The organism is Thauera carbonicopians, assembly GCF_025699485.1.
In the GTDB taxonomy this organism is placed as follows: Bacteria; Pseudomonadota; Gammaproteobacteria; order Burkholderiales; family Rhodocyclaceae; genus Thauera.
The window spans coordinates 481536-504785 of record NZ_JANUXN010000002.1 but is presented as its reverse complement, the minus strand read 5'-3'; the positions used below and the strand labels follow the sequence as shown (position 1 = coordinate 504785).

Sequence of the window (23250 nt, the reverse complement as noted above, 5' to 3'; positions counted from 1 at the left end):
GCCGAAGCTCGTCGACACGCATGTGCTTCACCTTGCGGACGCCGGGAGACGAATCGATTGGAGAAACAGGGAATGCCCAGTCCGACACTCACCAGGCACCAGACGCTGGTATTGAATGCGCTGCAGCGTGCCAACGAACCGACCAGCGCGTATGCATTGCTCGAGCAGCTCCACGACGAGGGGATCAAGGCTCCACCGCAGGTCTATCGGGCGCTGGACAAGCTGGTCAGTTGCGGACTCGCCCACAAGCTGGACAGCCTCAACGCCTTCGTCGCCTGTGCCCACCCACACGAGCACGAGCATGGGCTGATCGTCTTTGCCATCTGCGGCCGCTGCGGGACGGCGCAGGAATTTTCCGATCAGACCATCGAGCGGCACCTGAAGGACTTATCGCAAGCCCATGCATTCAGGATGGAGAGCAGCATCATCGAGATGCGCGGCACCTGCGAGGCTTGCCTGAACGCCTGACGCCCTCTCCCCGCTCCACCACTCCCTGCTTGTAGTGAAGCCTTCGCACGAAGGCCTGTCGGCTCGTTGAAGCGCGTTTTGTTATGTTATAACATAACTATCTGCACTCAATCGCACCCGGATTGCGCGGCGCGCAATTGTGCCTTTACCCGCTTCCACCGACTCGACGAGCAATGAACATAGACCTTTCCCAGCCTCAGCAGAAGAAGCTGCCGGTGACCGTGCTCTCCGGCTTCCTCGGCGCCGGCAAGACCACCTTGCTGAACCACATCCTGCACAACCGCGAAGGCCGCAGGGTCGCGGTCATCATCAACGACATGTCCGAGGTCAACATCGACGCCGCGCTGGTTCGCAACGGCGGCGCCGAGCTGTCCCGCACCGACGAGAAGCTGGTCGAGATGAGCAATGGCTGCATCTGCTGCACCCTGCGCGAAGACCTGCTGGTAGAAGTCGAACGCCTCGCCCGCGACGGGCGCTTCGACCAGTTGGTGATCGAATCCACCGGCATCTCCGAACCCTTGCCGGTCGCCGAGACCTTCACCTTCGAAGGCGAGGACGGGCGCTGCCTCAACGACCTGGCACAGCTGGACACGATGGTCACGGTGGTCGACGCCTGCAACTTCCTGCGCGACTACGGCTCGCGCGACAGCCTGCAGACACGCGGCGAGTCGCTCGGCGAGGAGGACCGCCGCACCGTGGTCGATCTGCTGATCGAACAGGTCGAGTTCTGCGACGTCATCGTGCTCAACAAGATCGATCTGGTCGGCGCCGAGGAGCGCGAGCGCCTGATGGCCATCCTGCGCGGCCTGAACCCGCGCGCCCGCATCGAAGTCGCCGAGTTCGGCAAGGTGGCGCTGGATCGCGTGCTGGACACCGGCCTGTTCGATTTCGCCGCGGCCGCCCAGGCGCCGGGCTGGCTGCAGGAGATGCGCGGCACGCATGTGCCCGAGACCGAGGAATACGGCATCGGCAGCTTCGTCTACCGCGCCCGCCGCCCCTTCCATCCCGAACGCTTCTTCGCCTGGATCGAGAACGAGTGGCCCGGCGTGGTGCGCTCCAAGGGTTTCTTCTGGCTCGCCAGCCACCCGACGATGGTCGGCTCCTGGTCGCAGGCAGGCGCCGTGGCCCGCCATGGCGTGGCCGGCTACTGGTGGGCCTCGGCGCCACCGGAACACTGGCCGCAAGACCCCGAAGCCGTGGCCGCGATCAAGCAGTACTGGGACGAGGAAGTCGGCGACGCCCGCCAGGAAATCGTGCTGATCGGCATGGACATGGACGAGGCAGCACTGCGCACGCGCTTCGACTCCTGTTTGCTGACCGACGAAGAGATGGCGCTGGGACCACAGGCGTGGACAGGTTGGCACAACCCGTTCCCCGACTGGCCCTGAGCGTACTTCCGTAGCCCGCACGCCACGCGCGAGCAAGGCACGGGCGTCTCTTCGCCGTCAACAAGACTCCGATCCGTTCCACTCAATCCATCCCCCAGGAAGGAGGTACTCCCATGCAAGTGCTGTCGTCCCTCAAGGAAGCCAAGAACCGTCATCGCGACTGCCAGATCGTCCGCCGCCGCGGCCGCATCTATGTCATCTGCAAGAGCAACCCGCGCTTCAAGGCGCGCCAGGGCTGCGCGAAGAACAAGCACAAGGGCTGAACCCCGGCCAGCGCCGGAAGCCGTCGGATCAAGCCAAAACAAGGAAAGGATGTCGAAGATGGATGTGAATCGTGAAGTCGCCAGGGCCTGCCTGCTCGCGCTGGCGGCATGGGGCAGCAATGCCTGGGCCCAGGCGCCGGGTGCCGCACACAACAGCGCCGACAGGCGTGAAACAGTCACGGCCCTGCCATCCATCGTCGTCACCGCCACCACCTCGGCACGGGAGGTGGCCGATGCGCCCGCCAGCGTTGCCGTGATCAACGGCGAATCCCTTCGCCAACGTCCCGTCAATGATCTCGCCGATGCCGTGCGCAACTCGCCCGGCATCGGCCTGGACGATCTCGGCATGGGGCGGCGCGGCATTTCGATCCGCGGCATGAGCTCCGAACACACCCTGATGCTGATCGACGGCCAGCGCATCAACTCTTCCGGATCGGCCATCGCCCATTCGGATTTCGAGCTCGGCTGGGTGCCGACGGAAGCCATCGAGCGCGTGGAAGTGGTGCGCGGCCCGATCTCCTCGCTGTACGGCTCCGAAGCGCTCGGCGGCGTGGTCAACATCATCACCCGCTCCGCCACCGACCGCTGGCGCGGTTCGGTCAGCACCCAGGCGCTGATCAACGACCACAGCCTGGACGGCAATCAGTACAAGGGCGGTTTCTACGTCAGCGGACCGCTGCTGCCGGGCACCCTGGGTTTCAAGGCCTGGGGCGAATACCGTCACCGCGACGCCTTGCGCGACGAGGCCAATTCCACGCTGACCGCACTCGACGACCAGCGCGCGAAGACGGGACATGTCGGGCTGAGCTGGACGCCGGACGAACACCAGCGCATCGACCTCTCGGTCGATGCCGGCAACGAGGAACTGGACGGCGTGCGCGGCACTTCGGGAAGAGCGATCTACCGCAGCAAAAACGAAGTCCAGCGCCGCCGCTACGCCCTCACCCATGCCGGCAACTGGAGCTGGGGCGACAGCCAGCTCCGGCTGTACCGCAGCACGCTCGAGCGCAAGGCCTGGCGCAGCGACGGTGCCGACGCCACCGGCCCGAACCGCTTCGTCGATACCGTGCTCAACGGCCGGGTCGGTTTCATCGCGGGCGAAGCCCACAAGCTCACCTTCGGCCTCGAAACCCGGCGCGAGAGCCTGGAGGATCCGAGCATCAACCGCTCCGGCAAGAAGGCGCTGAACCACCATGCGCTCTTCGCCCAGGACGAGATCCTGCTGGGCGAACGTTGGGAGCTGGTGCTGGGCAGCCGCTTCGACCACCACGAGGACTTCGGCTGGGAAACCAGTCCGCGCGCCTATCTGCTGTTCCGCCCCGACGACGCGCTGACCTTGAAGGCTGGCGTCGGCCGCGGCTTCAAGGCGCCCACGCTGAAGCAGCTCTCGCCCGAATTCGAGTCCCGCGCCGCCATGGGCGGGCGCGGCATCATCCGCGGCAACCCCGAGCTGGAGCCGGAAACCAACCGCTCGTTCGAGCTCGGTGCAGCCTACGATCTGGGCCGCTGGTCGGCCAGCGCCACGGTGTTCCGCAACGACGTCCGCAACCTGATCGAAACCGTGCGGCAGCCCACCTGCTCCGAACGCGGGCGCGTCTGCCTGAACTACGAGAACGTCTCCCGCGTGCGGCTGCAAGGCCTGGAGCTGACGGCAGCGGCGGATCTGACTGCCCAATGGCGGCTGGACGCCAACTACACCTGGCTGGACGCGCGCGACCGCAGCAGTGACGAGCGCCTCGCCGACCGTTCCCGCCACCGTGCCAACCTCACGCTGGCCTGGGCATCGCAGGATCGGCTCGCCACCCGCGTGCGGGCGGAATACGTCGGCTCGCAGTACCGTTCGGCCACCCTCGGTGAACGCCCGGGCTACACCCTGGTGCACTGGTATGTGGACTACGAACTGAAGTCCGGCCTCAGCCTGCACGCCGGCATCGAGAACCTGAGCGACAAGCGCCTGGCCAACGACGATGCCGATCTTTACGGCCGGGCGGACGAAGGCCGGCGCTACTTCGCCGGCCTGAGCGCGAGCTTCTGATGCCGGCACTGCGTCTGTTCCGGGCGCTGTGCTGCTGCCTGGTACTGGGTCTGTCCGGCCCTGCGGCCGCAGCACAGCCGGAGGTGCTGGTATTGCACAACGGCTTCGTCTCGGCCGAGAAATTCCAGCGCCTGCAGCCGTTTGCCGCGCAGGAAGGTGTCGAGCTGCGCCATCTGAACGTCGACGACAGCCCGGCGGCGAGCCTGTGGGAAGCCGCGGCGGCGGCTGCACTCGTCGTGCTGGACGTGCCGAGGCCCAATGATCGCGCAACGGTCACGCAGCGGCTCGAACAATCGTCCGAGAGTGAGCGGCCGGTTGGAAACCTGCGGAGCCTGACCGTCGGCGGCGGCCGGCCCGCATGGGCAAACCTGCCACCGCAATACGGCGGCGCCCTGGCCGCGCTGTATGCCGCGGGCGGCGAGGACGGCTTCCGCCGCTTCTTCGCGCTGGTCAAGGCCATCCACGAGGAACGCCAGCCGGACGCGAGCCTGCTCGCACTGCCAGCGCTGCTGCCTGCCACCGGCTTCTACCATCCCGAGGCACCGCAGGTCTTCACCAGTCTCGACGCCTATCTGGACTGGCATGCAGCCCGCCTGCAAGCCGCGCCAGCCAAGGGCCGTGTTGCCTTCCTCGCCCACTCCGGCGCGGTCTCGGACATGCTGACCCGCGAGCTCGACGAACTGATCGCACGCAGCGAAGCAGCCGGCATCGTACCGGTGGTGTTCTGGTTCGATGGCTCGGCGCCGGACGGGCTGGCCGGTCTGCTCGCCGGCGGCAGCATCGACGTGCTGGTCAACCTCACCCACATGCAGAACGGCGCTGCACGCAGCCGCGACTTCCTCGCCCTCGACATCCCCGTCATCCAGACCCTGCGTTTCCGCGAAGGTGAAGCCGCCGTCTGGCCGACTGCGCCCAGCGGCGTGGCGGCCAGGACAACGGCCGTGTTCCTCGCCGGCCCCGAGGGCTGGGGCCTCAGCGACCCGATCGTGCTGTCCGCCAGCACCGCCGGTATCGAAGCGCTGCTGCCCGAACAGGCCGATGCGCTGATCGGCAAGCTGGGCAAACTCATCGCCCTGCGCCATACGCCGCCCGCCGACAAGAAGCTGGCGCTGATGTTCTGGAACTACCCCGCCGGCGAGAAGAACCTCGGCGCCTCGAACCTGAACATCCCGCGCAGCATCGTCTCGATCCAGGCCGCGCTGGCGGAACAGGGCTACGCGGTCGGCGAGCCGGTCAGCGAAGACCAGGTCATCACGGCCGGCCAGCGCCTGCTCGGCGCGCTGTACGGCAGCGTGCCGCTGGACGATCTGCTGGCCGAAAACATGGCCGGCCTGTATCCGCTGGTCGCCTACGAACGCTGGCTGGCCACCCTGCCCCCGCAACGGCAGCAGGAGCTGCGCCAGGCCGGCGATCCGGCCAAGCACCGCGCAGTGCGCCAGATCGACGGCCAGCGCTACTTCGTGATCCCGCGCTGGCAGCTCGGCAAGCTGCTGGTGATGCCGCAGATGCCGCGCCATGCCGACGCCCATCGCCACTACCACGACACGGCCAGCGCCCCCGATCCGCTCTACATGGCGGCCTATCTGTACCTGCAACAGCAGGAAGCCGCCCATGCGCTGATCCATCTCGGCACCCACGGCACCCAGGAATGGCTGCCCGGCAAGGACAGAGGCCTCGCCGCCAGCGACTACCCCTGGCTGGCCGTGGGCGATCTGCCGGTGCTCTATCCCTACATCCAGGACAACGTCGGCGAAGCCATCCAGGCCAGGCGCCGCGGCCGCGCGACGATCATCAGCCACCAGACCCCGCCCTTCGCCCCGGCCGGCCTGTACGACCAGTTGCGCGACCTGCACCACCTGATCCACGAATACGAACAGCTCGACGACGGCATGGTGCGCGAGCGCGTCGCCGGGCAGATCCGCGAAGCCGCCATCGCCGCCAGCCTGCATGCCGACATCGGCTGGACGGCCGAGGCAGCCGAGCGGAATTTCCCCGCCTTCCTGCAAGCGGTGCACGACCAGTTGCACGAACTCGCCCGCAGCGCGATGCCGCTGGGCCTGCACACCTTCGGCCAGCCGGCGGATCAGGCGCACCGCATCAGCACCATCATGCAGCAGCTCGGCAAGCCCTTCTACGCTGCGCTCGGCATCGACCAGGCGGAACTGTTCGTCGCCGATCATTCGGCGCTTCAGAACAGCCCGACTTGGCGCGCGGTCGAGCAGATGCTCGATCCACAAGCCACCGATACCCTGCCCACGGCCGTGGCCACCTTCGCCGAGCGGGCACGCGAACTCGAGCAGCGCCTGCACGACACCCAGGAGAACGAAGCGCTGCTGGCCGGGCTGGCCGGCCGCTTCGTTCAACCCGGCGCCGGCGGCGATCCGGTGCGCAATCCCGAGGTGAGCAGCGGCCGCAACCTGTACGCCTTCGAGGCCGACAAGATTCCCGCCCGCGCCGCCTACGAATCCGCCGCCACGGCCTACGCACAACTGGTGGACGCCTTCCGCGCCGAGCACGAGGGCGAATGGCCGCAAAAGATCGCCTTCAGCCTGTGGTCGTCCGAAGCCATCCGCCACCTCGGCATCACCGAGGCGCAGATCCTGCATGCGCTCGGCCTGCGCCCGGTATGGGATGCCGGCGGCCGCGTCACCGCGCTGGAGATCATTCCCGCCGCGGAACTGGGCCGGCCGCGCAGCGACGTGGTGGTGCAGGTCACCGGCGTCTATCGCGACCAGTTCGACGGCTTCATGCGCCTGCTCGACGACGCCCTGACCCGCCTGGCTGAACTGGACGAAGTCGACAATCCGATCGCCGCCAACAACCGCCGCATCGCCGCCGCGCTGCACCAACAGGGCATGAGCGCCGACGAGGCCATCGCGGCTGCCCGCTACCGTATCTTCGGCAATGCCCCGGGTGAATACGGCACCGGCGTGCCGCACCTGGCGCTGGCATCGACCGAATGGGACGACGATGCCGCACTGGCCGAGCAATTCCTCTCCAGCAGCCGCCACGCCTACGGCAGCCAGGGCTGGGGTACGGTGGCGGCGCAAGGCAATCTGCTCGCCGAACAATTGCGCGGCACCCAGCTCGCGGTGATGTCGCGCTCGTCGAACCTGCACGGCGTGCTCTCCACCGACCATCCCTTCGAGTTCCTCGGCGGACTGTCGGCGGCCATCCGGCACCTGGACGGCAGTGCGCCCCAGTTGCTGATTTCCGACCTGCGCAGCAGCGAGGTGCGCACCGCCGGGCTGTCCCGCTTCCTCGCCGACGAGCTGCGGACACGCTATCTCAATCCGCAGTGGATCGCAGCGATGCAGCACGAAGGCTACGCCGGCACGCTGCAGGTACTGAACGCCACCAACAACCTGTTCGGCTGGCAGGCGATGGATGCGTCCACCGTGCGCGACGACCAGTGGCAGGCGATGTTCGACACCTATGTGACGGACAGCCGCGGACTCGGCACGCGTCAATGGTTCGAGCAGCACAACCCGACCGCCCAGGCGCAGATGCTGGAACGCATGGCCGAGGCGATCCGCAAGGGCTACTGGAACGCATCCGAAGACACAAGGCGGGCGCTGGCCCGGCGCTGGCAGGAACTCGAGCAGCAGTTCGACGTGAACACCGGTGCCGCGAAGACCCGGCGCTTCATCGCCGAGATGGCTCGGCCGGACATGGCCCAGGCCGACATGGCCCAGACCGATATGGCCCAGGGCTTTGGCTTGAGCGCCACGCCTGCCCCGGATACAGCCTCAGCCACTGCTGCCGAACAGCCCGTCCCGGAGAGCGCCGAAGCAGCACCCGAAAGCGTGCAAGGCCAGGTGCTGGAACCGGTCGAACCACCCCCGCAGCACGACTCGCGCCAGCACTGGGTGCTGGCCCTGATGCTGCTGCTGATCTGCGCCGGCGCGCTGCGGCAGCTCATCGACACCCGCAAGAACGAAACCCTTCCCTGAGGAAACATGACCGCATTTGCCGCAATCGAAACCCTGCTCTACGACGTCTCGCGCCTCTTCCTCGCGCCGGTGATGCTGCTGATCGGCATCGCCCTGGCCTACGCGCTGGTGATGCTCGGCGCCTTTGCCGTCGAAGCCTGGCAGCGCAACAGCAACACCCACCCGAAAGCACTGTTCATCCACGCCCGGCAAGGCACGACCGGACAGGCGCCGATGGCCAGCGACGACCTGGAACTGTGGATCATGAAGCGGCTGGAATGGCTGCGCATCGTCTCGCGCACCGCACCGATGCTCGGCCTGATCGCCACCATGATCCCGATGGGCCCGGCGCTGCTGGCGCTGGGCAGCGGCAATGCGGCGGAGGTGGGCCGCAACATGGTGGCGGCCTTTTCCGCAGTGATCCTGGCGCTGCTGGCCGCCAGCATCTGCTTCTTCATCCTCAGCATCCGCCGGCGCTGGCTGCTGCAGGACCTGCGCGAACTGGAACGACAACGGGAGGCACTAGGCTGATGCGCTTCCTCGACGAAGACGACAACGACCCGATGCTGTCGGTCGTCAACCTGATCGACCTGTTCCTCGTCATCATCGGCACGCTGATGGTGGTCATTGCCCAGAACCCGCTCAACCCCTTCACCCAGAACCGGGTGGTGGTGGTCGAGAATCCGGGCGACGCCGACATGCGCATCACCATCAAGGAGGGCCAGGAACTGACGCGCTACGAATCCAGCGGCGAAATGGGCGAGGGACAAGGCTCGCGCGCGGGCATCACCTACCGACTCGACGACGGGCGGATGATCTACGTGCCGGAGGATTGAACTCCCTGAGCACAGTCCGGAACACCTGCTTCCGCACGCTTGGACGACTCCAGCGGGGAAACTGATGACCGCCCTTAGCCCGGCAGCAGCTCGAAAGACGTTCGCCCGAGCACCTGGCCGTTGACCAGGATCTCCATTGCATGATGGCCTGGATAATGAACCCGGGTCGTGAAGTTTGCGATGGTCTGCCGCTTGCGGACCCGCTCGACGGCATTCCCGGTCAACTCCAGGACCTTCAGCTTGAAGACCTTGGGCGCGACGCTCCCCGATTTCTTCACGTAATGGATTGCGTAATCGACCACCAGGCGCTGCGTCTCGTTCGTCGTCGAGGACAGCACGAACTCGAGTTCGATCGATTGCCCCAGCTCGATTACCGGCGGTGAGAGACCCAAGTCCGTGAGCTTTACCTGCGGCGCACCACCTGCGCCGATCACTGCCAGAGCACGGGGTTCCCCTTTCTTGATCAGACTCCGCAGCGCGTGCTTTGCGATCCATGCGGTGCCGGCATCGCCAAGCGGCCAGCGCTCGATGCGATCGAGCGCCCAAACGGGATTGTCCTTGGCGATGTCGTTCAGATTGTTGGCAACCGACCGCCGAACATAGAGGCTTGGGTCGTCCTTGAGAGCATCGAGTATCGGCACGAGCGGTGACGGGTCGAGCATCAGCGGCTTGATCTGGAACGACCACGGCAAGCGCGGCCGACTGCCTTCGCTGGCCAGGCGGCGCACATGCTCGTTGTCATCGCGAGCCCACGCCTCCATGACCTTGAGCGTGCGCGGGAGATCGCGCCGCAGAAAGTGGCGCACCGCAAACTCCGAGCTTCCGAAGTTCGTGAAAAACTTGAGCACGTCCATCGACGTCTCGAAATCGTCCGCTCCATAAAACGCGACGTATTCGGGCAGAACCAGGGTGATGAACCTGTTGTTCAGACGCGGTGCCAGCTCGCGTAGCTTTGCGACATTCGAACGGAAATCTCCGGGCAGTGCTACATGCAGGCCTTCTGCCACGCGCTTCACACGGGCCATCAGGGAGAGTTGATCGAGGTCGCCGAAGCAGGCAAGGAAAGATTGCCGGTCGAATGCCGAAGAAACCTGCCCGGCCTCGTCCGCGAAGTGCTGAATGCACTGTTCGTCGAATATTTCCTTCAACGCCGGCGCTGCGTCTGCTGTCTGTCCGACCATTTGCATCCCTCATCGAATAACGAAACACACGGGGCACTTTCACACCGTCAGGATTCCTGGTCTGTTTCCGCGGCATCGGGAAGGCCAAGCATGTGGAAGCAGTCGATCAATCTTCCGCACGGGACAGGGACCGAATCACCGCGTTGACGCGAGCAGGCTCGGTGATCTCCATCCATTGCAGATGAGAAAACCCGGGATCGTCACGAAGCGCCGAAAATTTGATTCTGTTCCTGGAGAAGGTCGTGAATGACCAAAGCAGTACCGACTCCCTGGACAGGAAAGCCATGCGCAGTGACTCACGATTGCCGTTGAACAGCTCCGTGCGCCTGATGCCACGGCTTAGCGTGCGCCAGAACACCCGTGAGAACACTGTAGCGCGGCCGAAGTTGAGCCAGACGACGTGCGTGGCACGCGACCACAACAGTTCACGTACTGCGCTGTAGTTTCCGTCGGCCACCCAACGCTCACCCGTGGTGGCCTCACACACGGCGCGCTTGAACTCTTCAGGTGGCACGGCAACCCAGCTCGGCCCCCAATAGAGCCGATCGAGCTCGATGCATGGGCAGCTCATGGCCTTCGACAAGGCATTGGCGAAGGTGGTCTTCCCCGATCCGCTTGTGCCGACAACGATGAAGCGCATGTTTCCTGGAACTCGGTGATCAAACCATGAGGCGTGCTTTTGAGGGTTCTTCGCATAGAGCGGTCAGGACAAGCAGCGTCCGGAACGCCTGTACAGCCCCAACGAAAAACGGCGGCACGAAACGTACCGCCGTCCGGGATACCGATGGGCCTGGCTTTCGCCGCAAGCTGCCGGCCCACCGGCAGATTCTGGAGCCCCCTCAAACAGGCATGTTCATGATGTCCTGGTACGCGGTGACCAGCCGGTTGCGCACCTGCACCATCTGCTGGAAGGACAGGTTGGCCTTCTGCAGATTGACCATCACGTCTTGGAGATTGACGTTGGGGTCGCCGGCGGAAAATTCCTGCGCCATCTGGCGCGCTTCGGACTGGGCCGCGCTGACGTCCTTGAGGGCGTTGTCGAGCACATCGGCGAAGTTGGCGCCGCCCGCCACGGGCCCAGCCGGCTCCACAGGCTTGTTCTGTGCAGCCTGGGATACCGAGCGCAGTTCGCTCAACATCTGGTCGATTCCACGGGTGTCCATGCTTGCTCTCCGGTCCAGGTCTTCGGCCTTGTGATCTGTCTGCCGATCTTCGGTTCCCCGGCCTGTATCGCTCTTTGTGTCGCTGTTGACGTCAGTCTAGCAGAGCAAAGCCCGTGCCACCGCTGTCGAGTCCGCCCGCCGGCTAGACGTCGTAGCCTTCGTCGCGGTACTGTTGCAGCTTGTAACGCAAGGTTCGTTCCGAAATCCCCAGCTTTTCGACGGTTTTCTTGCGCGATCCGCCCAGTTCGCGCAGCGTGCCGAGGATGTGCTCGCGTTCGAGATCCTTCATGTTCGCCGGGCGGGTGGCCTGGGCTGCTGCGGCGACGGCCCCGGTCTGCGGCGGCAACGGCTGGCTGGCGGCAAACATTGCCGCCGGCGCGGCAGGCGCCTTGCTCGGCACTGCGGCAAAATCTGCCGCCGGAGCGATCTGCACCGCCGGCGCCGCTACGGCGCCGTCCCAGTGCGGCAGGCACAGGCGCAGCGTCTCGACGCCGACGGTGTCACCGGGCGTCAGGATCAGTGCGCGCTGCAAGGTGTTCTCCAGTTCCCGCACGTTGCCCGGCCAGCCGTAGCTGGGCAGCAGGCTCTCGGCCTCGGTCGCCAGACGGGCCTGGCGCTTGAGCCGCGCAGCGTGCTGGCCGAGGAAATGGCGTGCCAGCGGCACGATGTCGCCCGGCCGCTCGCGCAGCGCGGGAATCGCGATCGGAAACACGTTGAGCCGGTAGTACAAATCCTCGCGGAAACGGCCCGCGGCGATTTCCTTCTGCATGTCACGGTTGCTGGTGGCCAGCACCCGGATGTCGAGCGCCACCGGCTTCTTGCCGCCGACGCGTTCGACTTCGCGCTCCTGCAGCACCCGCAGCAGCTTGGCCTGCAGGCCGAGCGGCATTTCGGAGATTTCGTCGAGCAGGATGGTGCCACCCTGGGCCTGCTCGAACTTGCCCGGCTGCGCAGCCTGCGCGCCGGTGAAAGCACCTTTCTCGTAGCCGAACAGCGTGGCTTCGAGCAGGTTCTCGGGAATCGCCGCGCAGTTGATCGCGATGAAGGGGCCGCTGCATCGCGGCGAATGGCTGTGGATGTAGCGCGCGAAGACTTCCTTGCCGGTGCCGGACTCGCCCGACAGCAGCACCGTGGCGTCGGTCTCGGCCACGCGCGCGGCCAGTGCCAGCAGATTGCAGGTATGGGGGTCTTCGGCGACGGTGTCCTCGGCGGCGGGCGGCAGCGCCGCGTAGCGCCGCACGTTCTCCAGCAGCACTTCGGGTTCGAAGGGTTTCATCAGGAAATCGCAGGCGCCGCCGCGCATCGCCGCCACCGCCTTGTCGACGTCGCCGTAGGCGGTCATCAGCAGCACCGGCAGCTGCGGCTGGCGCAGGCGGATCTCGTGCAGCAGTTCGAGGCCGTCCATCGGCTGCATGCGCAGGTCGGTGACGACGAGGTTGAAGCGCTGGCGTTCGAGTTCGGCCAGCGCCGCCGGTCCGCCATCGACGCCGGTGACGCCGTGGCGGGCCATCTCCAGCGTGAAGCACACGGCGTCGCGCAGCGCGGCATCGTCCTCGACGACGAGAATGTTCAGGTGTTCGATCATGGCGGTGACGGCGAAGAAGTCGTGTCTGCCGGCAGCTCGAGCGACATCGGCAGACTGAGGATGAAGGTGGAACCCTGGCCGGGCGCCGAACGCAGCAGAATGTCGCCGCCGTGGCCGCGCGCCACGCCGCGCGCGATGGCGAGGCCGAGGCCGGTGCCTTCGGCGCGCGTGGTGAAGAAAGGCTCGAACAGGCGCTCCTGCAGCTCGGCCGGAATGCCCCGGCCTTCGTCGCTGACGGCGAAACGCACCGCGGCCACGCCCAGGCCGCTGTCGGCGGCCGGCACGTTTGCGACTTCGAAGCGCACGCAGCCGCCCGCCTCGCTGGCCTGGATGGCGTTTTCGAGCAGATTCGTCAACGCGCCGCCCAGTGCCTTGCGGTCACCAAGGAGTTCGGTGTCGCCGCAGCCGCAGTGTGCGTCGAACTCGATCTGCTTCGCCTTCGCCAGCGGCTCCAGCGTATGGGCAAGTTCCGCTGCGAGCTCGCAGACGTGGAAGCGCTGCCGCCCCAGGCTGTCGCCGCGGGCGAACAACAGCATGTCGCGGATCAGGCGTTCCAGGTAGCGCAGGCGCTCCAGCGCGCGGTCGGCGACGTGGCTGCGCTGCGCAGCGTCGAGCTCGGGCTGGCGCAGGTTGCCGGTGTAGAGCAGCGCGGCAGCCAGCGGCGTGCGCAGCTGGTGCGCCAGGCCGGCGACCATCTCGCCCATCGCCGCGAGCCGTTCGTTGCGCTCGGAAGCGAGGCGCATGCGGTGGGTTTCGGTGATGTCGTGCAGCAGCACGATCCGCTCATCGCCCGATTCGAGCGCGGATTCGGACAGCGACAGCCGCCGCGGCTCGTCAGCACTGCCGCCCTCGCCCGGCGCAGCGAAGCTGAACTCGCCCGGCGTCTCGGTGGCCTGCAGGCGCGCCCACGCGGCACGCCAAGCGGTGCCGACCAGCGCGCCGCCGAACAAGGCCTCGGCCGCACGATTGACCTGGACGACGAGGCCCGCGCGATCGACGACGACCACCGCTGCCGGCAGCGCGCCCATCAGCACCGACAGCCGCTCGGTCAGCTGCCCGACCTGCGCCTGCAGCGCGTTGTAGGCGGTCGACAGTTCCTCGGAGGCGCGGTTGAACAGCGCAAACGCCTCGGCCAGCTGCGCCGCGTCGAGAGGGGCGGCCGGCGATCCGGCTGCCGGCGTTCCGGCGGCCTGCAGTCCGGCAGCCGCCGCTCCGGCAGAAGAATGGCTGGGTTCCGTATTCACGCCCTGCACTCTAATCATGGTGGGCACTATCTTAGCCGGCAAACAGGCGGCAAAAAATGCCGCTATTCGCATGACCACCCTTGCCAGGGCCGCGTGACAATGCGTCCATCCGAAAAAGTGGACTGCCATCATGGCCGCTGCCGAGAACACTGCCGAGATGCCCATTGGAGGCATACCCGCCGGGGGCATACCCGCTGGCGGCGAACCCGCCGCCGAACCTACTCGCCTGCAGCAGGCGCTACAGAACGTCAAGGCGCTGACGCAGCAGCAGAAGATCGCCGCTGCCGCCGCGCTCGCGCTGACGATCGCGCTGATCGCAGCCCTGCTGATGTGGAACCGCCCGCCCGACTACGCGGTGCTGTACTCCAACCTCGACGAGCGCGACGGCGGCCAGGTCATCGCCACGCTGCAGCAGCAGAACGTGCCCTACCGGATGTCGGCCACCGGCAATGCGATCCTGGTGCCCAGCGCGCAGGTGCACGAAACCCGCCTGCGCCTGGCCGCAGCCGGCCTGCCCAAGGGCGGGCTGGCCGGCTTCGAACTGATGGACGGCCAGAAGCTGGGCATCTCGCAGTTCAACGAACAGGTCAATTACCAGCGCGCGCTCGAAGGCGAGCTGTCGCGCACCGTGCAGTCGATCTCGGCGGTCGACAGCGCCCGCGTGCACCTGGCGATGCCCAAGCAGACCGCCTTCCTGCGCGACGACCAGAAGCCGACCGCGTCGGTGATGGTGAACCTGCGCCCGGGACGCATCCTGGACGAGAACCAGGTCGCCGGCATCGTGCACCTGGTGTCGTCCAGCGTGCCGCGCATGACCGCCGAAGGCGTCAAGATCATCGACCAGAGCGGCAAGCTGCTGACCGAACGGGCCGACCCGCTGATGCGCGCCGGCCTCAACGCCAACCAGTTGCAGTACGTGCGCATGGTCGAGGAAGGCCTGATCGAGCGCATCGACAACATCCTGGTGCCGCTGTTCGGCAAGGACAACTTCCGCGCCCAGGTCACCGCCGCCGTCGATTTCAACCAGGTCGAGCAGACCGCCGAGACCTACAAGCCCAATCCTTCGCCCGATCAGGCGATCCGCAGCCAGCAGACCACCGAGACCATCAACCCGCAGCAGGGGCCGCAAGGCATTCCCGGCGCGCTCACCAACCAGCCGCCGGTGCCGGCCACCGCGCCGCTCAGCGTGCCGCCGGTCGGCGCAGGCCAGCAAGGCTCGCAGGGCGTGATCAGCAGCAACCGCAGTGCGGTGCTCAACTACGAAGTCGACCGCAGCATCCAGCACATCAAGCAGGCGGTCGGCCAGATCAAGCGCCTGTCGGTGGCGGTGGTGGTCAACAATCGCACCGTTCCCGGCCCGGAAGGCAAGCCGACCCGGGTGCCGCTGACCGACGAGGAAATCGCCCGCATCACCAACGTCGTGCGCGAAGCCGTCGGCTACAACGCCGACCGGGGCGATTCGATCAACGTCGCCAACAACGCCTTCGCCCGCGACCCGGACGACGCCGCGCCGCCGCTGTGGAAGGATCCGGAAATGGTCGAGCTCGGCCGCGAAGGGCTGAACTGGCTGCTGATCCTGATCGCGATCCTGCTCGCCTACTTCGGCGTGCTGCGCCCGCTGCTGCGCACGGTGATCCCGCCGAAGGAAAAGCCGGCCAAGGACGCTCAGGGCGAACCGGGCCTGGGCGGCGAAGCCGGCGACGAAGACGAGGACGGCGTGGTCGTGTCGCTGTCGGGCGGAGATGAAGCCGACAGCTACGAAAGCCGCCTCGCCCGCGCCCGCGAGCTGGCCCGCGACGATCCCAAGACCGTCGCCAACCTAATCAAGGAATGGCTGGGCGTGACCGAGGAGGGCCGCAAGTGACGACACCCGAAGAAGGCCTGGAAAAGTCCGCGCTGCTGCTGATGACGCTCGGTGCCGACGAAGCGGCCGAAGTGCTGAAGCACCTCGGCCCGCGCGAAGTGCAGCGTCTCGGCATGAAGATGGCGAGCATGCCGCCGCAGTCGCGCAGCAAGGTCGAACCGCTGCTGGACGAGATGATCGAGCATTTCGCCAAGGGCGCGCTGATCGAATCCGACGAGGAGCAACTGCGCCTGATGCTGACCAAGGCGCTGGGCGACGAGCGTGCCAGCCACCTGCTCGCGCGCATGATCCAGGGTTCGGACACCGCCGGCATCGAAAGCCTGAAGTGGATGGACGCCGGCACCGCCGCCGACCTGATCAAGAACGAGCATCCGCAGATCATCGCCACCATCCTGGTCCACCTCGAATTCGACCAGGCCGGCGAGATCCTCACCCATTTCAACGAACGCCTGCGCAACGACGTGGTACTGCGCATCGCCACGCTCGACGGTGTGCAGCCTGCCGCGCTGCGCGAACTGAACGATTCGCTGACGCGCATGCTGGCCGGCGCATCGACGGTCAAGAAGGCCTCGATGGGCGGCGTGCATCATGCCGCGGAGATCCTCAACTTCGTCGGCTCGACGTACGAGACCAGCATCATCGACAACGTGCGCGAATACGATCCCGAGCTGGCGCAGAAGATCCTCGACGAGATGTTCGTGTTCGAGAATCTGCTCGACATCGACGACCGCGGCATCCAGACCGTGCTGCGCGAAGTCCAGTCCGATTCGCTCATCGTCGCCCTCAAGGGCGCGCAGCCGGAACTGCGCGAGAAGATCTTCAAGAACATGTCGAGCCGTGCGGCCGAGATGCTGCGCGAGGATCTCGAATCCCGCGGCCCGGTCCGGCTGTCCGAAGTCGAGGCCGAACAGAAGGAAATCCTCAAGATCGTCCGCCGCCTGGCGGAGGAAGGCCAGGTCATGATGGCGGGCAAGGGAGGCGACGATGGCTTCGTCTAAGCTGCCGGGATCCAGGAGCGCTTCGTGAGCATTTCCCGCCACCAGGCCGTGGGCGCCTACCGGCGCTGGACGCCGGAGGATTTCGACGCGCGGGAGGCGGCCCCTCTCCCGGCAGGCGCCGATGCCGTTGCCCCGGCCGAACCCGAAACCCTTCCCGACACGCCTGAGCCCGCCTACAGCCTGCCGCCCGATCTGAAGCTGCCCACGGCGGAGGAAATCGAGCGCATGCACGAGGAAATCCGCAATGCCGCGCGCGAGGAAGGCTGGCGCGAAGGCCACGAAGCCGGGCTGGCGGCGGGCATGGCCGAAGGCGAACGCAAGGCCTACGAGGAAGGCAAGGCGAAGACCGAAGCCGAAGCCGCGCGCGTGCTGGCGCTGGCCGAGCGGCTCGAGCAGTCGCTGGCCGAAATCGACCGCGAAGTCGCCGAGGAGTTGATGGCGCTCGCCATCGAACTCGCCCGGCAGATGGTCCACCACACCCTGCACCTCCACCCCGAGACCGTGCTCGACACCATCCGCAGCGCACTGCAGCAGTTGCCGCAGGGAAATGCGCAGATCCGGCTGCATCCTGACGACCTGGCGCTGGTACGCGAGAACCTGGGCGAACAGCTCGCGCAAGCCGGCCACCGCCTGCAGGAAGATTTCGACCTGCAGCGCGGCGAGTGCCGCATCGACACCCAGGGCGCGCAGCTCGACGCCACGCTGGAGACCCGCTGGCGGCGCGTGCTCGAATCGCTCGGGCGCGAACACATGCGCTTCTCCGCCGCCGACCCGGATCGGCCGGCAACCGGCACACCGGACTCTGCCGCATGAAGCACGGCGGCGAACTGTGGCGCGACTTCCTCGCCGACGGCCGCCGGCTGGTCAGGGACACCAGTGCCTTCGAGATCTCGGGCCGGCTCACCCGCATCAACGGCCTCGTCATGGAAGCGGCCGGGCTCAAGCTGCCGCTGGGTTCCGGCTGCCGAATCCTGATCCCGGGCGGCGGCTCGGTCGAAGCCGAAGTCGTCGGCTTCAGCGGCGAAAAGCTGTTCATGATGCCGACCGACGACGTCTTCGGCCTGGCACCCGGCGCCCGCGTGCTGCCGATGGAAGTGGGCGTGCCGCGGCTGGTGCCGGGCAAGCGCATCGGTCCGCGCCGCCGCGCCGCCGACCGCGCCAAGCACCTGCCGGTGGGCAACGCCCTGCTCGGCCGCGTCGTCGATGGCGCCGGCCGGCCGCTCGACGGCGCCGGGCCGCTCGCCACACAGGAAACGCGCTCGCTGCAGGGACGCGCGATCAACCCGCTGTCGCGCGCACCGATCCAGCAGCCGCTGGACGTCGGCATCCGTGCGATCAACGCCCTGCTGACCGTCGGCCGCGGCCAGCGCCTGGGCCTGTTCGCCGGCTCCGGTGTCGGCAAGTCGGTGCTGATCGGCATGATGGCGCGCTACACCTCGGCGGACGTCATCGTCGTCGGCCTGATCGGCGAACGGGGCCGCGAAGTCAAGGAATTCATCGACCAGAGTCTCGGCCCGGAAGGCCTGGCACGCTCGGTGGTGGTGGCCGCGCCGGCCGACACCAGCCCGCTGATGCGGATGCAGGGCGCGGCCTACGCAACCACGGTGGCGGAATACTTCCGCGACCAGGGCAAGCAGGTGCTGCTGATCATGGACTCGCTGACGCGCTACGCAATGGCGCAGCGCGAGATCGCCCTGGCGATCGGCGAACCGCCGGTCACCCGCGGCTACCCGCCGAGCGTGTTCGCCCGCCTGCCGGCGCTGGTCGAGCGCGCCGGCAACGGCCCCGAAGGCGGCGGCTCGATCACCGCCTTCTACACCGTGCTGGCCGAAGGCGACGACCAACAGGACCCGATCGCCGACTCCGCCCGTGCCATCCTCGACGGCCACTTCGTGCTGTCGCGCAGCCTCGCCGACCAGGGCCACTATCCCGCGATCGACATCGAACAGTCGATCTCGCGCGCAATGCATGGCCTGGTCGGCGACGATCATTTCGCCGTCGTGCGCCAGTTCAAGCAGTTCTTCTCACGCTACCAGCGTTCGCGCGACCTGATCGCGGTCGGCGCCTACCAGCCGGGCGGCGACCCGGTGCTGGACACGGCGGTGCAGCTCTACCCCAGGCTCGAAGCCTTCCTGCAGCAGGGCATCAACGAGCGCGAGTCCTACGACGGCGCCCTGCAGAAGCTGGCACAGGTATTTTCCGCCTGAGCGTGACATTTTCCACAGGCAGTTGCCGAATGCGTGGCACGCCTGCGGCATATGACGATTAGACTGCCGGCGCCCACCTCTCCGTTGCCGGGGCACGCGAACGACGCGCTGCCAACCCCATGAGTCCCCGCTTCCACCTCCAGCCCCTGCTCGATCTCGCCCAGACCCGCACCGACGAAGCCGCCCGCCAGTTGGGCGAACTGCTGGCGGCCGAGCGCGACGTGGCGCAGAAGCTGCAGATGCTCGAGGACTACCGGCGCGAGTACAACGACCGCTTCGTCGAAGCCGCGCGCGAAGGCCTCAGTCCGGACGCCTGGCGCAACTATGGCGCTTTCATCGCCCGCCTGGATGAAGCCATCCTCGCGCAGCGCAAGCTGACGGAACAGTCACAGCAGTTGACGGCGCAGGGACAGCAACACTGGCTCGCCCAGCGCAACAAGCTCAAGGCTTTCGACACCTTGTCGCAGCGCCACCAGGCGAGCCTGGCCCGCGTCGAGGCCCGCCAGGAGCAGAAGATGGCCGACGAGCACGCCGCACGCCTCGGCCGAGCCCGTCTGGACGGCGACGGCGGCACCCACGACTGATCGTCCGGCAGCCCGCCGGCATGGCACGGCTCTTGCATAGAAAGCCCTGCTCATCCTGTTCCAGAGGCGCCAGACCATGTCCGCAACCCTTTCTTCCCCCAGCCTGGCCCAGAGCCTGCAAGGCCATTCCGCTCGCAAGTGGTCCGACCCGGCGACGCTTGCCGGGCTGATCGGCCCCGGCAGCCAGCAATCGCCTTCCCAGACACCTTCCCAATCGCCGTCCTTCTCCCGCACGCTGCAGAACCAGTTGCGCGATTCGCGCGCCCCATCGGCCCAGCCCGCGCATGCCAACAACGCTCCGGCACAGCCGCGCGAGGCCGAACGCGGCCCGCAGCGCACCAGCACGCGCGAACCGGAACGCGGCCGGACACAGCCCGCCGACCCGGCGGCCCGCTCTGCCGAATCCGGCGAATCCCGCCCCGCCGAAAACGCTGCGCAGCCGACCGAGGCTGCCAAGGGCAGCGAAACCACGGACGAACATACCGACATCTCACGGAACGGCCAGGCGGCAGCGGCCGAGGCGTCGGCAGATACATCCACCGATGCGGCCGCGCTTGCCGGCCTGCCGGCAGCGATTGCCGCCCTGCAGGCCGGCATGGCGAACGACGGCGAAGCCGACGCCGAACCGGCCACGGATGACGGCGCCGGCAAAGCGCTGCAGAATGCCGGCCTGCCATCGAAAGGCAGCCCGAAACCGGCCGATGCCGGCACCGACGCCGGCCAGGCGGCACAGGGACGAGTGCCGCTCGCGACAGTCATTGCCGACAAGACGGCAGGCACGACCCCAAGCCTGAAGGCGGGGGACGAAGACATCGCGGCCCGGCAGCCCGGCCAGGCCGCGGGCGGACATCACGGCACCAATCTGCTCGGCGTGCTGCGCCACGCCCCTGCCCAGGCGCCGACGCCGCAACTGCCCGTGCACACCCCGGCAAACCGGCAAGCCTGGGCCGAGGACGTGGGCAACCAGGTGCGATGGATGATCGGCCGCGCGGAGAGCAAGGCCGAGCTGGTGCTGACGCCGCCCAACATCGGCAAGCTCGAAGTGTCGATTTCGCTCAACGGCGACCAGACCACGGCGCAGTTCGTCGCCTCCAGTCAGGCTGCGCGTGACGCACTCGAGCAGGCGCTGCCGCGCTTGCGGGAGATACTTCAGCAATCCGGCATCAGCCTGGGACAGGCCGATGTCAGCACCTCGGAAGACCGTGGCGCTGGGAGTGACGGTGGCAGGCAGGGCCGGCAAACGGGCAGCAACGGAACGATCGCGGATGCGGCCGACGGCGGCCAACCCGCATCATGGCTGCAACAACACGACGGAATGGTCGACACCTTCGTCTGAAGCGCTTGAATTGGGGCCGCTCTGCCCCACTTTTCCACGCTTCGCGGCGCGCGATCTTCCGCGATAATTTTGGCAAGATATCAGGAGATTCGCATGGCCAAGGCGCCAACCAAACCGGAGGCGGGCGGAGAAGCAGCCCCCAAGGGCAAGAGCAAGCTGCTCATCATCATCGTCATCGTGCTGCTGGTGCTGCTGATCATCGTCGCGGGCGGCGTCGGCGCGCTGCTGCTGCTGAAGAACAAGGGCGGCGGCGATGACGGCGCCTCCGCGCCGGCAGCCGCCGCTGCCCAACCCGCAGCGCTGCCGCCGGTGGATCTGTCCAAGCCTCCCATTTTCGTACCGCTGGACCCCTTCACCGTCAACCTGCGCCGCGACGAGGGCGACCATTACCTGCAGGCCGTGATCGTGCTGCGTGTCGCCGACGCCAAGACCGGCGAAGGTCTCAAGGGCTACATGCCCGAGATCCGGCACCGCATCAACCTGCTGCTGTCGAGCCGGCTGCCGTCCGAACTATTCACCACCGAAGGCCGAGAACTGCTGGCCGCCTCCATCGTCGACGAGGCCAACGCCGCGATCGGCTTCCCGGTGCAGACGGACGCCCGCGGCCGCACGACCTCGAGCGGCCCGATCCAGGCCGTACTGTTCAACTCCTTCATCATCCAGTAGCGGACGCGAACGCCATGTCATCGGATTTTCTCTCCCAGGAAGAAGTCGACGCCCTGCTGCGGGGCGTGACCGGAGAATCCGACGAGCCCGAAGTCGAGGAACACGCGGCCGAGGGCGTGCGCCCCTACAACCTGGGCACCCAGGAGCGCATCGTGCGTGGGCGCATGCCCACGATGGAGCTGATCAACGAGCGCTTCGCGCGCTACCTGCGCATCGGCTTCTTCAACTACGTGCATCGCAACACCGAAGTATCGGTCGGCCCGATCAAGGTGCAAAAATACGCCGAGTTCGTGCGCAACCTGGTGGTGCCGACCAACCTCAACCTGGTCACGGCCAAGCCGATGCGCGGCACCGGGCTGGTGGTGTTCGACCCCAACCTGGTCTTCCTCGTCGTCGACAACATGTTCGGCGGCGACGGCCGCTTCCACACCCGCGTCGAAGGCCGCGACTTCACGCCGACCGAGCAGCGCATCATCCACGGCATGCTCGAAGTGGTGTTCACCGAATACGCCAAAGCCTGGGCGCCGGTGTTCAAGCTCGAGTTCGAGTACGTGCGCTCGGAGATGAACTCGCAGTTCGCCAACATCGCCACCCCTTCCGAGATCGTCATCTCGACGACCTTCTCGCTGGAGATCGGCGGCGCCCAGGCCGAGATGCACGTCTGCTTCCCGTATTCGATGCTGGAGCCGATCCGCGACCTGCTGTATTCGACGATGCAGAGCGACCACATCACCTCGGACCGGCGCTGGATCAAGCTGCTGTCACACCAACTGCGCTCGGCCGATGTCGAGCTGCACTGCAATCTCGGCAGCGCGCGCGTCACGCTGCGCGACATCGTCGACATGCGGGTCGGCGACGTGATTCCGCTGAACGTGCCGGAACTGCTGCAGGCCGAGATCGACGGCGTGCCGGTGTTCGAATGCAGGCAGGGCACCAAGAACGGGCAATACGCCATCCGGGTGGAGCGCTTCCTCGCACAGGAAGAAGAGCCTTCACCCTTGTTAGCTGGAGGCCAGAATGGCTGACGACAACCAGATTACCGACGACGATTGGGCCGCCGCGATGCAGGAACAGGCCGCAACCGAAGCCAGCCAGTCCGGCGACAGCGAGGCCGACCGCGTCGCCGCCGAACTCGCCGCCGCGGCGATGGCGGACTCGCCCTACCAGGCCCGTCCGGCCAGCCAGATCTTCGAGGATTTCGGCGCCGGCAGCCCCGGCAAGGGCTCGCTCAACGATTTCGACATGATCCTCGACATCCCGGTGCAGATCACCGTGGAGCTGGGGCGCACCAAGCTGACGATCCGCAACCTGCTGCAGCTCGCCCACGGCTCGGTGGTCGAACTCGACGGCCTCGCCGGCGAGCCGATGGACGTGCTGGTCAACGGCACGCTGATCGCGCAAGGCGAAGTCGTCGTCGTCAATGACAAGTTCGGCATCCGCCTGACGGACATCATCAGTCCGGCCGAGCGCATGCGCAAGATCCGCCACTGAACGTCGCAA

The 23250-nt window shown here is 66.9% G+C and carries 21 protein-coding genes; 16 read left to right on the top strand and 5 right to left on the bottom strand.

The window, feature by feature from the left end; genetic code table 11:
• Positions 1–72: 72 nt before the first annotated feature.
• From NX068_RS04980 to NX068_RS04950, 7 genes are all read left to right on the top strand, one after another.
• Positions 73–468, top strand: coding sequence for a Fur family transcriptional regulator (locus NX068_RS04980; protein WP_263460174.1), 396 nt, complete (start codon positions 73–75; stop codon positions 466–468).
• 173 nt (positions 469–641) lie between these two features.
• Entirely contained in the window at positions 642–1856 is a 1215-nt protein-coding gene (gene zigA / locus NX068_RS04975; protein ID WP_263460173.1) for a zinc metallochaperone GTPase ZigA, read from the top strand.
• Positions 1857–1969: 113 nt separating this feature from the next.
• A complete protein-coding gene (gene ykgO, locus NX068_RS04970) occupies positions 1970–2119 on the top strand; it encodes a type B 50S ribosomal protein L36 (RefSeq protein WP_263460172.1) in 150 nt (49 codons plus the stop codon).
• Between the two features lie 58 nt (positions 2120–2177).
• Positions 2178–4154, top strand: coding sequence for a TonB-dependent receptor domain-containing protein (locus tag NX068_RS04965; RefSeq protein WP_263460171.1), 1977 nt, complete (start codon positions 2178–2180; stop codon positions 4152–4154).
• Positions 4154–8107, top strand: coding sequence for a cobaltochelatase subunit CobN (gene cobN, locus NX068_RS04960; protein WP_263460170.1), 3954 nt, complete (start codon positions 4154–4156; stop codon positions 8105–8107). Before NX068_RS04965 ends, cobN begins: the two co-directional genes overlap by 1 nt.
• Positions 8108–8113: 6 nt before the next feature.
• A complete protein-coding gene (locus tag NX068_RS04955; protein ID WP_263460169.1) occupies positions 8114–8617 on the top strand; it encodes a MotA/TolQ/ExbB proton channel family protein in 504 nt (167 codons plus the stop codon).
• Positions 8617–8922, top strand: a complete 306-nt coding sequence (locus NX068_RS04950) for a DUF2149 domain-containing protein (protein WP_263460168.1) — start codon at positions 8617–8619, stop codon at positions 8920–8922. Before NX068_RS04955 ends, NX068_RS04950 begins: the two co-directional genes overlap by 1 nt.
• 74 nt (positions 8923–8996) lie before the next feature.
• Here NX068_RS04950 and NX068_RS04945 read toward each other — a convergent pair whose 3' ends face one another.
• The 5 genes from NX068_RS04945 to NX068_RS04925 form a co-directional block, all read right to left on the bottom strand.
• Positions 8997–10103: a DNA alkylation repair protein gene (locus NX068_RS04945; protein ID WP_263460167.1), complete on the bottom strand. Its 1107-nt coding sequence runs from the start codon at positions 10101–10103 to the stop codon at positions 8997–8999.
• 106 nt (positions 10104–10209) lie between these two features.
• Positions 10210–10743 carry a P-loop NTPase family protein gene (locus NX068_RS04940; RefSeq protein WP_263460166.1) on the bottom strand — a complete coding sequence of 178 codons (534 nt, stop codon included), beginning with the start codon at positions 10741–10743 and terminating at the stop codon, positions 10210–10212.
• 199 nt (positions 10744–10942) lie between these two features.
• A complete protein-coding gene (gene fliE, locus NX068_RS04935) occupies positions 10943–11266 on the bottom strand; it encodes a flagellar hook-basal body complex protein FliE (RefSeq protein WP_263460165.1) in 324 nt (107 codons plus the stop codon).
• Between the two features lie 142 nt (positions 11267–11408).
• The gene (locus NX068_RS04930) at positions 11409–12851 is read right to left on the bottom strand and encodes a sigma-54-dependent transcriptional regulator (protein WP_263460164.1); all 1443 of its coding nucleotides are present in this window, start codon (positions 12849–12851) and stop codon (positions 11409–11411) included.
• A complete protein-coding gene (locus NX068_RS04925) occupies positions 12848–14104 on the bottom strand; it encodes a sensor histidine kinase (protein ID WP_442806689.1) in 1257 nt (418 codons plus the stop codon). Before NX068_RS04925 ends, NX068_RS04930 begins: the two co-directional genes overlap by 4 nt.
• Positions 14105–14225: 121 nt before the next feature.
• Between NX068_RS04925 and fliF the strand changes: the two genes are divergently transcribed.
• The 9 genes from fliF (at position 14226) to fliN (ending at position 23241) form a co-directional block, all read left to right on the top strand.
• Positions 14226–15959 carry a flagellar basal-body MS-ring/collar protein FliF gene (gene fliF, locus NX068_RS04920; RefSeq protein WP_263460163.1) on the top strand — a complete coding sequence of 578 codons (1734 nt, stop codon included), beginning with the start codon at positions 14226–14228 and terminating at the stop codon, positions 15957–15959.
• A complete protein-coding gene (gene fliG / locus NX068_RS04915; protein ID WP_263460162.1) occupies positions 15956–16957 on the top strand; it encodes a flagellar motor switch protein FliG in 1002 nt (333 codons plus the stop codon). The genes fliF and fliG overlap by 4 nt, the downstream gene beginning before the upstream one ends.
• Before the next feature lie 24 nt (positions 16958–16981).
• A complete protein-coding gene (locus NX068_RS04910) occupies positions 16982–17770 on the top strand; it encodes a flagellar assembly protein FliH (RefSeq protein ID WP_263460161.1) in 789 nt (262 codons plus the stop codon).
• Positions 17767–19164, top strand: coding sequence for a flagellar protein export ATPase FliI (fliI, locus tag NX068_RS04905; protein WP_263460160.1), 1398 nt, complete (start codon positions 17767–17769; stop codon positions 19162–19164). Before NX068_RS04910 ends, fliI begins: the two co-directional genes overlap by 4 nt.
• Before the next feature lie 119 nt (positions 19165–19283).
• Positions 19284–19748 carry a flagellar export protein FliJ gene (gene fliJ, locus NX068_RS04900; protein ID WP_263460159.1) on the top strand — a complete coding sequence of 155 codons (465 nt, stop codon included), beginning with the start codon at positions 19284–19286 and terminating at the stop codon, positions 19746–19748.
• Between the two features lie 76 nt (positions 19749–19824).
• Positions 19825–21084, top strand: a complete 1260-nt coding sequence (locus NX068_RS04895) for a flagellar hook-length control protein FliK (RefSeq protein ID WP_263460158.1) — start codon at positions 19825–19827, stop codon at positions 21082–21084.
• A gap of 93 nt (positions 21085–21177) precedes the next feature.
• Entirely contained in the window at positions 21178–21750 is a 573-nt protein-coding gene (locus NX068_RS04890; protein WP_263460157.1) for a flagellar basal body-associated FliL family protein, read from the top strand.
• Positions 21751–21764: 14 nt separating this feature from the next.
• Positions 21765–22775 carry a flagellar motor switch protein FliM gene (gene fliM, locus NX068_RS04885; RefSeq protein WP_263460156.1) on the top strand — a complete coding sequence of 337 codons (1011 nt, stop codon included), beginning with the start codon at positions 21765–21767 and terminating at the stop codon, positions 22773–22775.
• Positions 22768–23241 (top strand): flagellar motor switch protein FliN, encoded by a 474-nt coding sequence (gene fliN, locus NX068_RS04880; protein ID WP_068636390.1) that lies wholly within the window; start codon positions 22768–22770, stop codon positions 23239–23241. Before fliM ends, fliN begins: the two co-directional genes overlap by 8 nt.
• Positions 23242–23250: the final 9 nt, after the last annotated feature.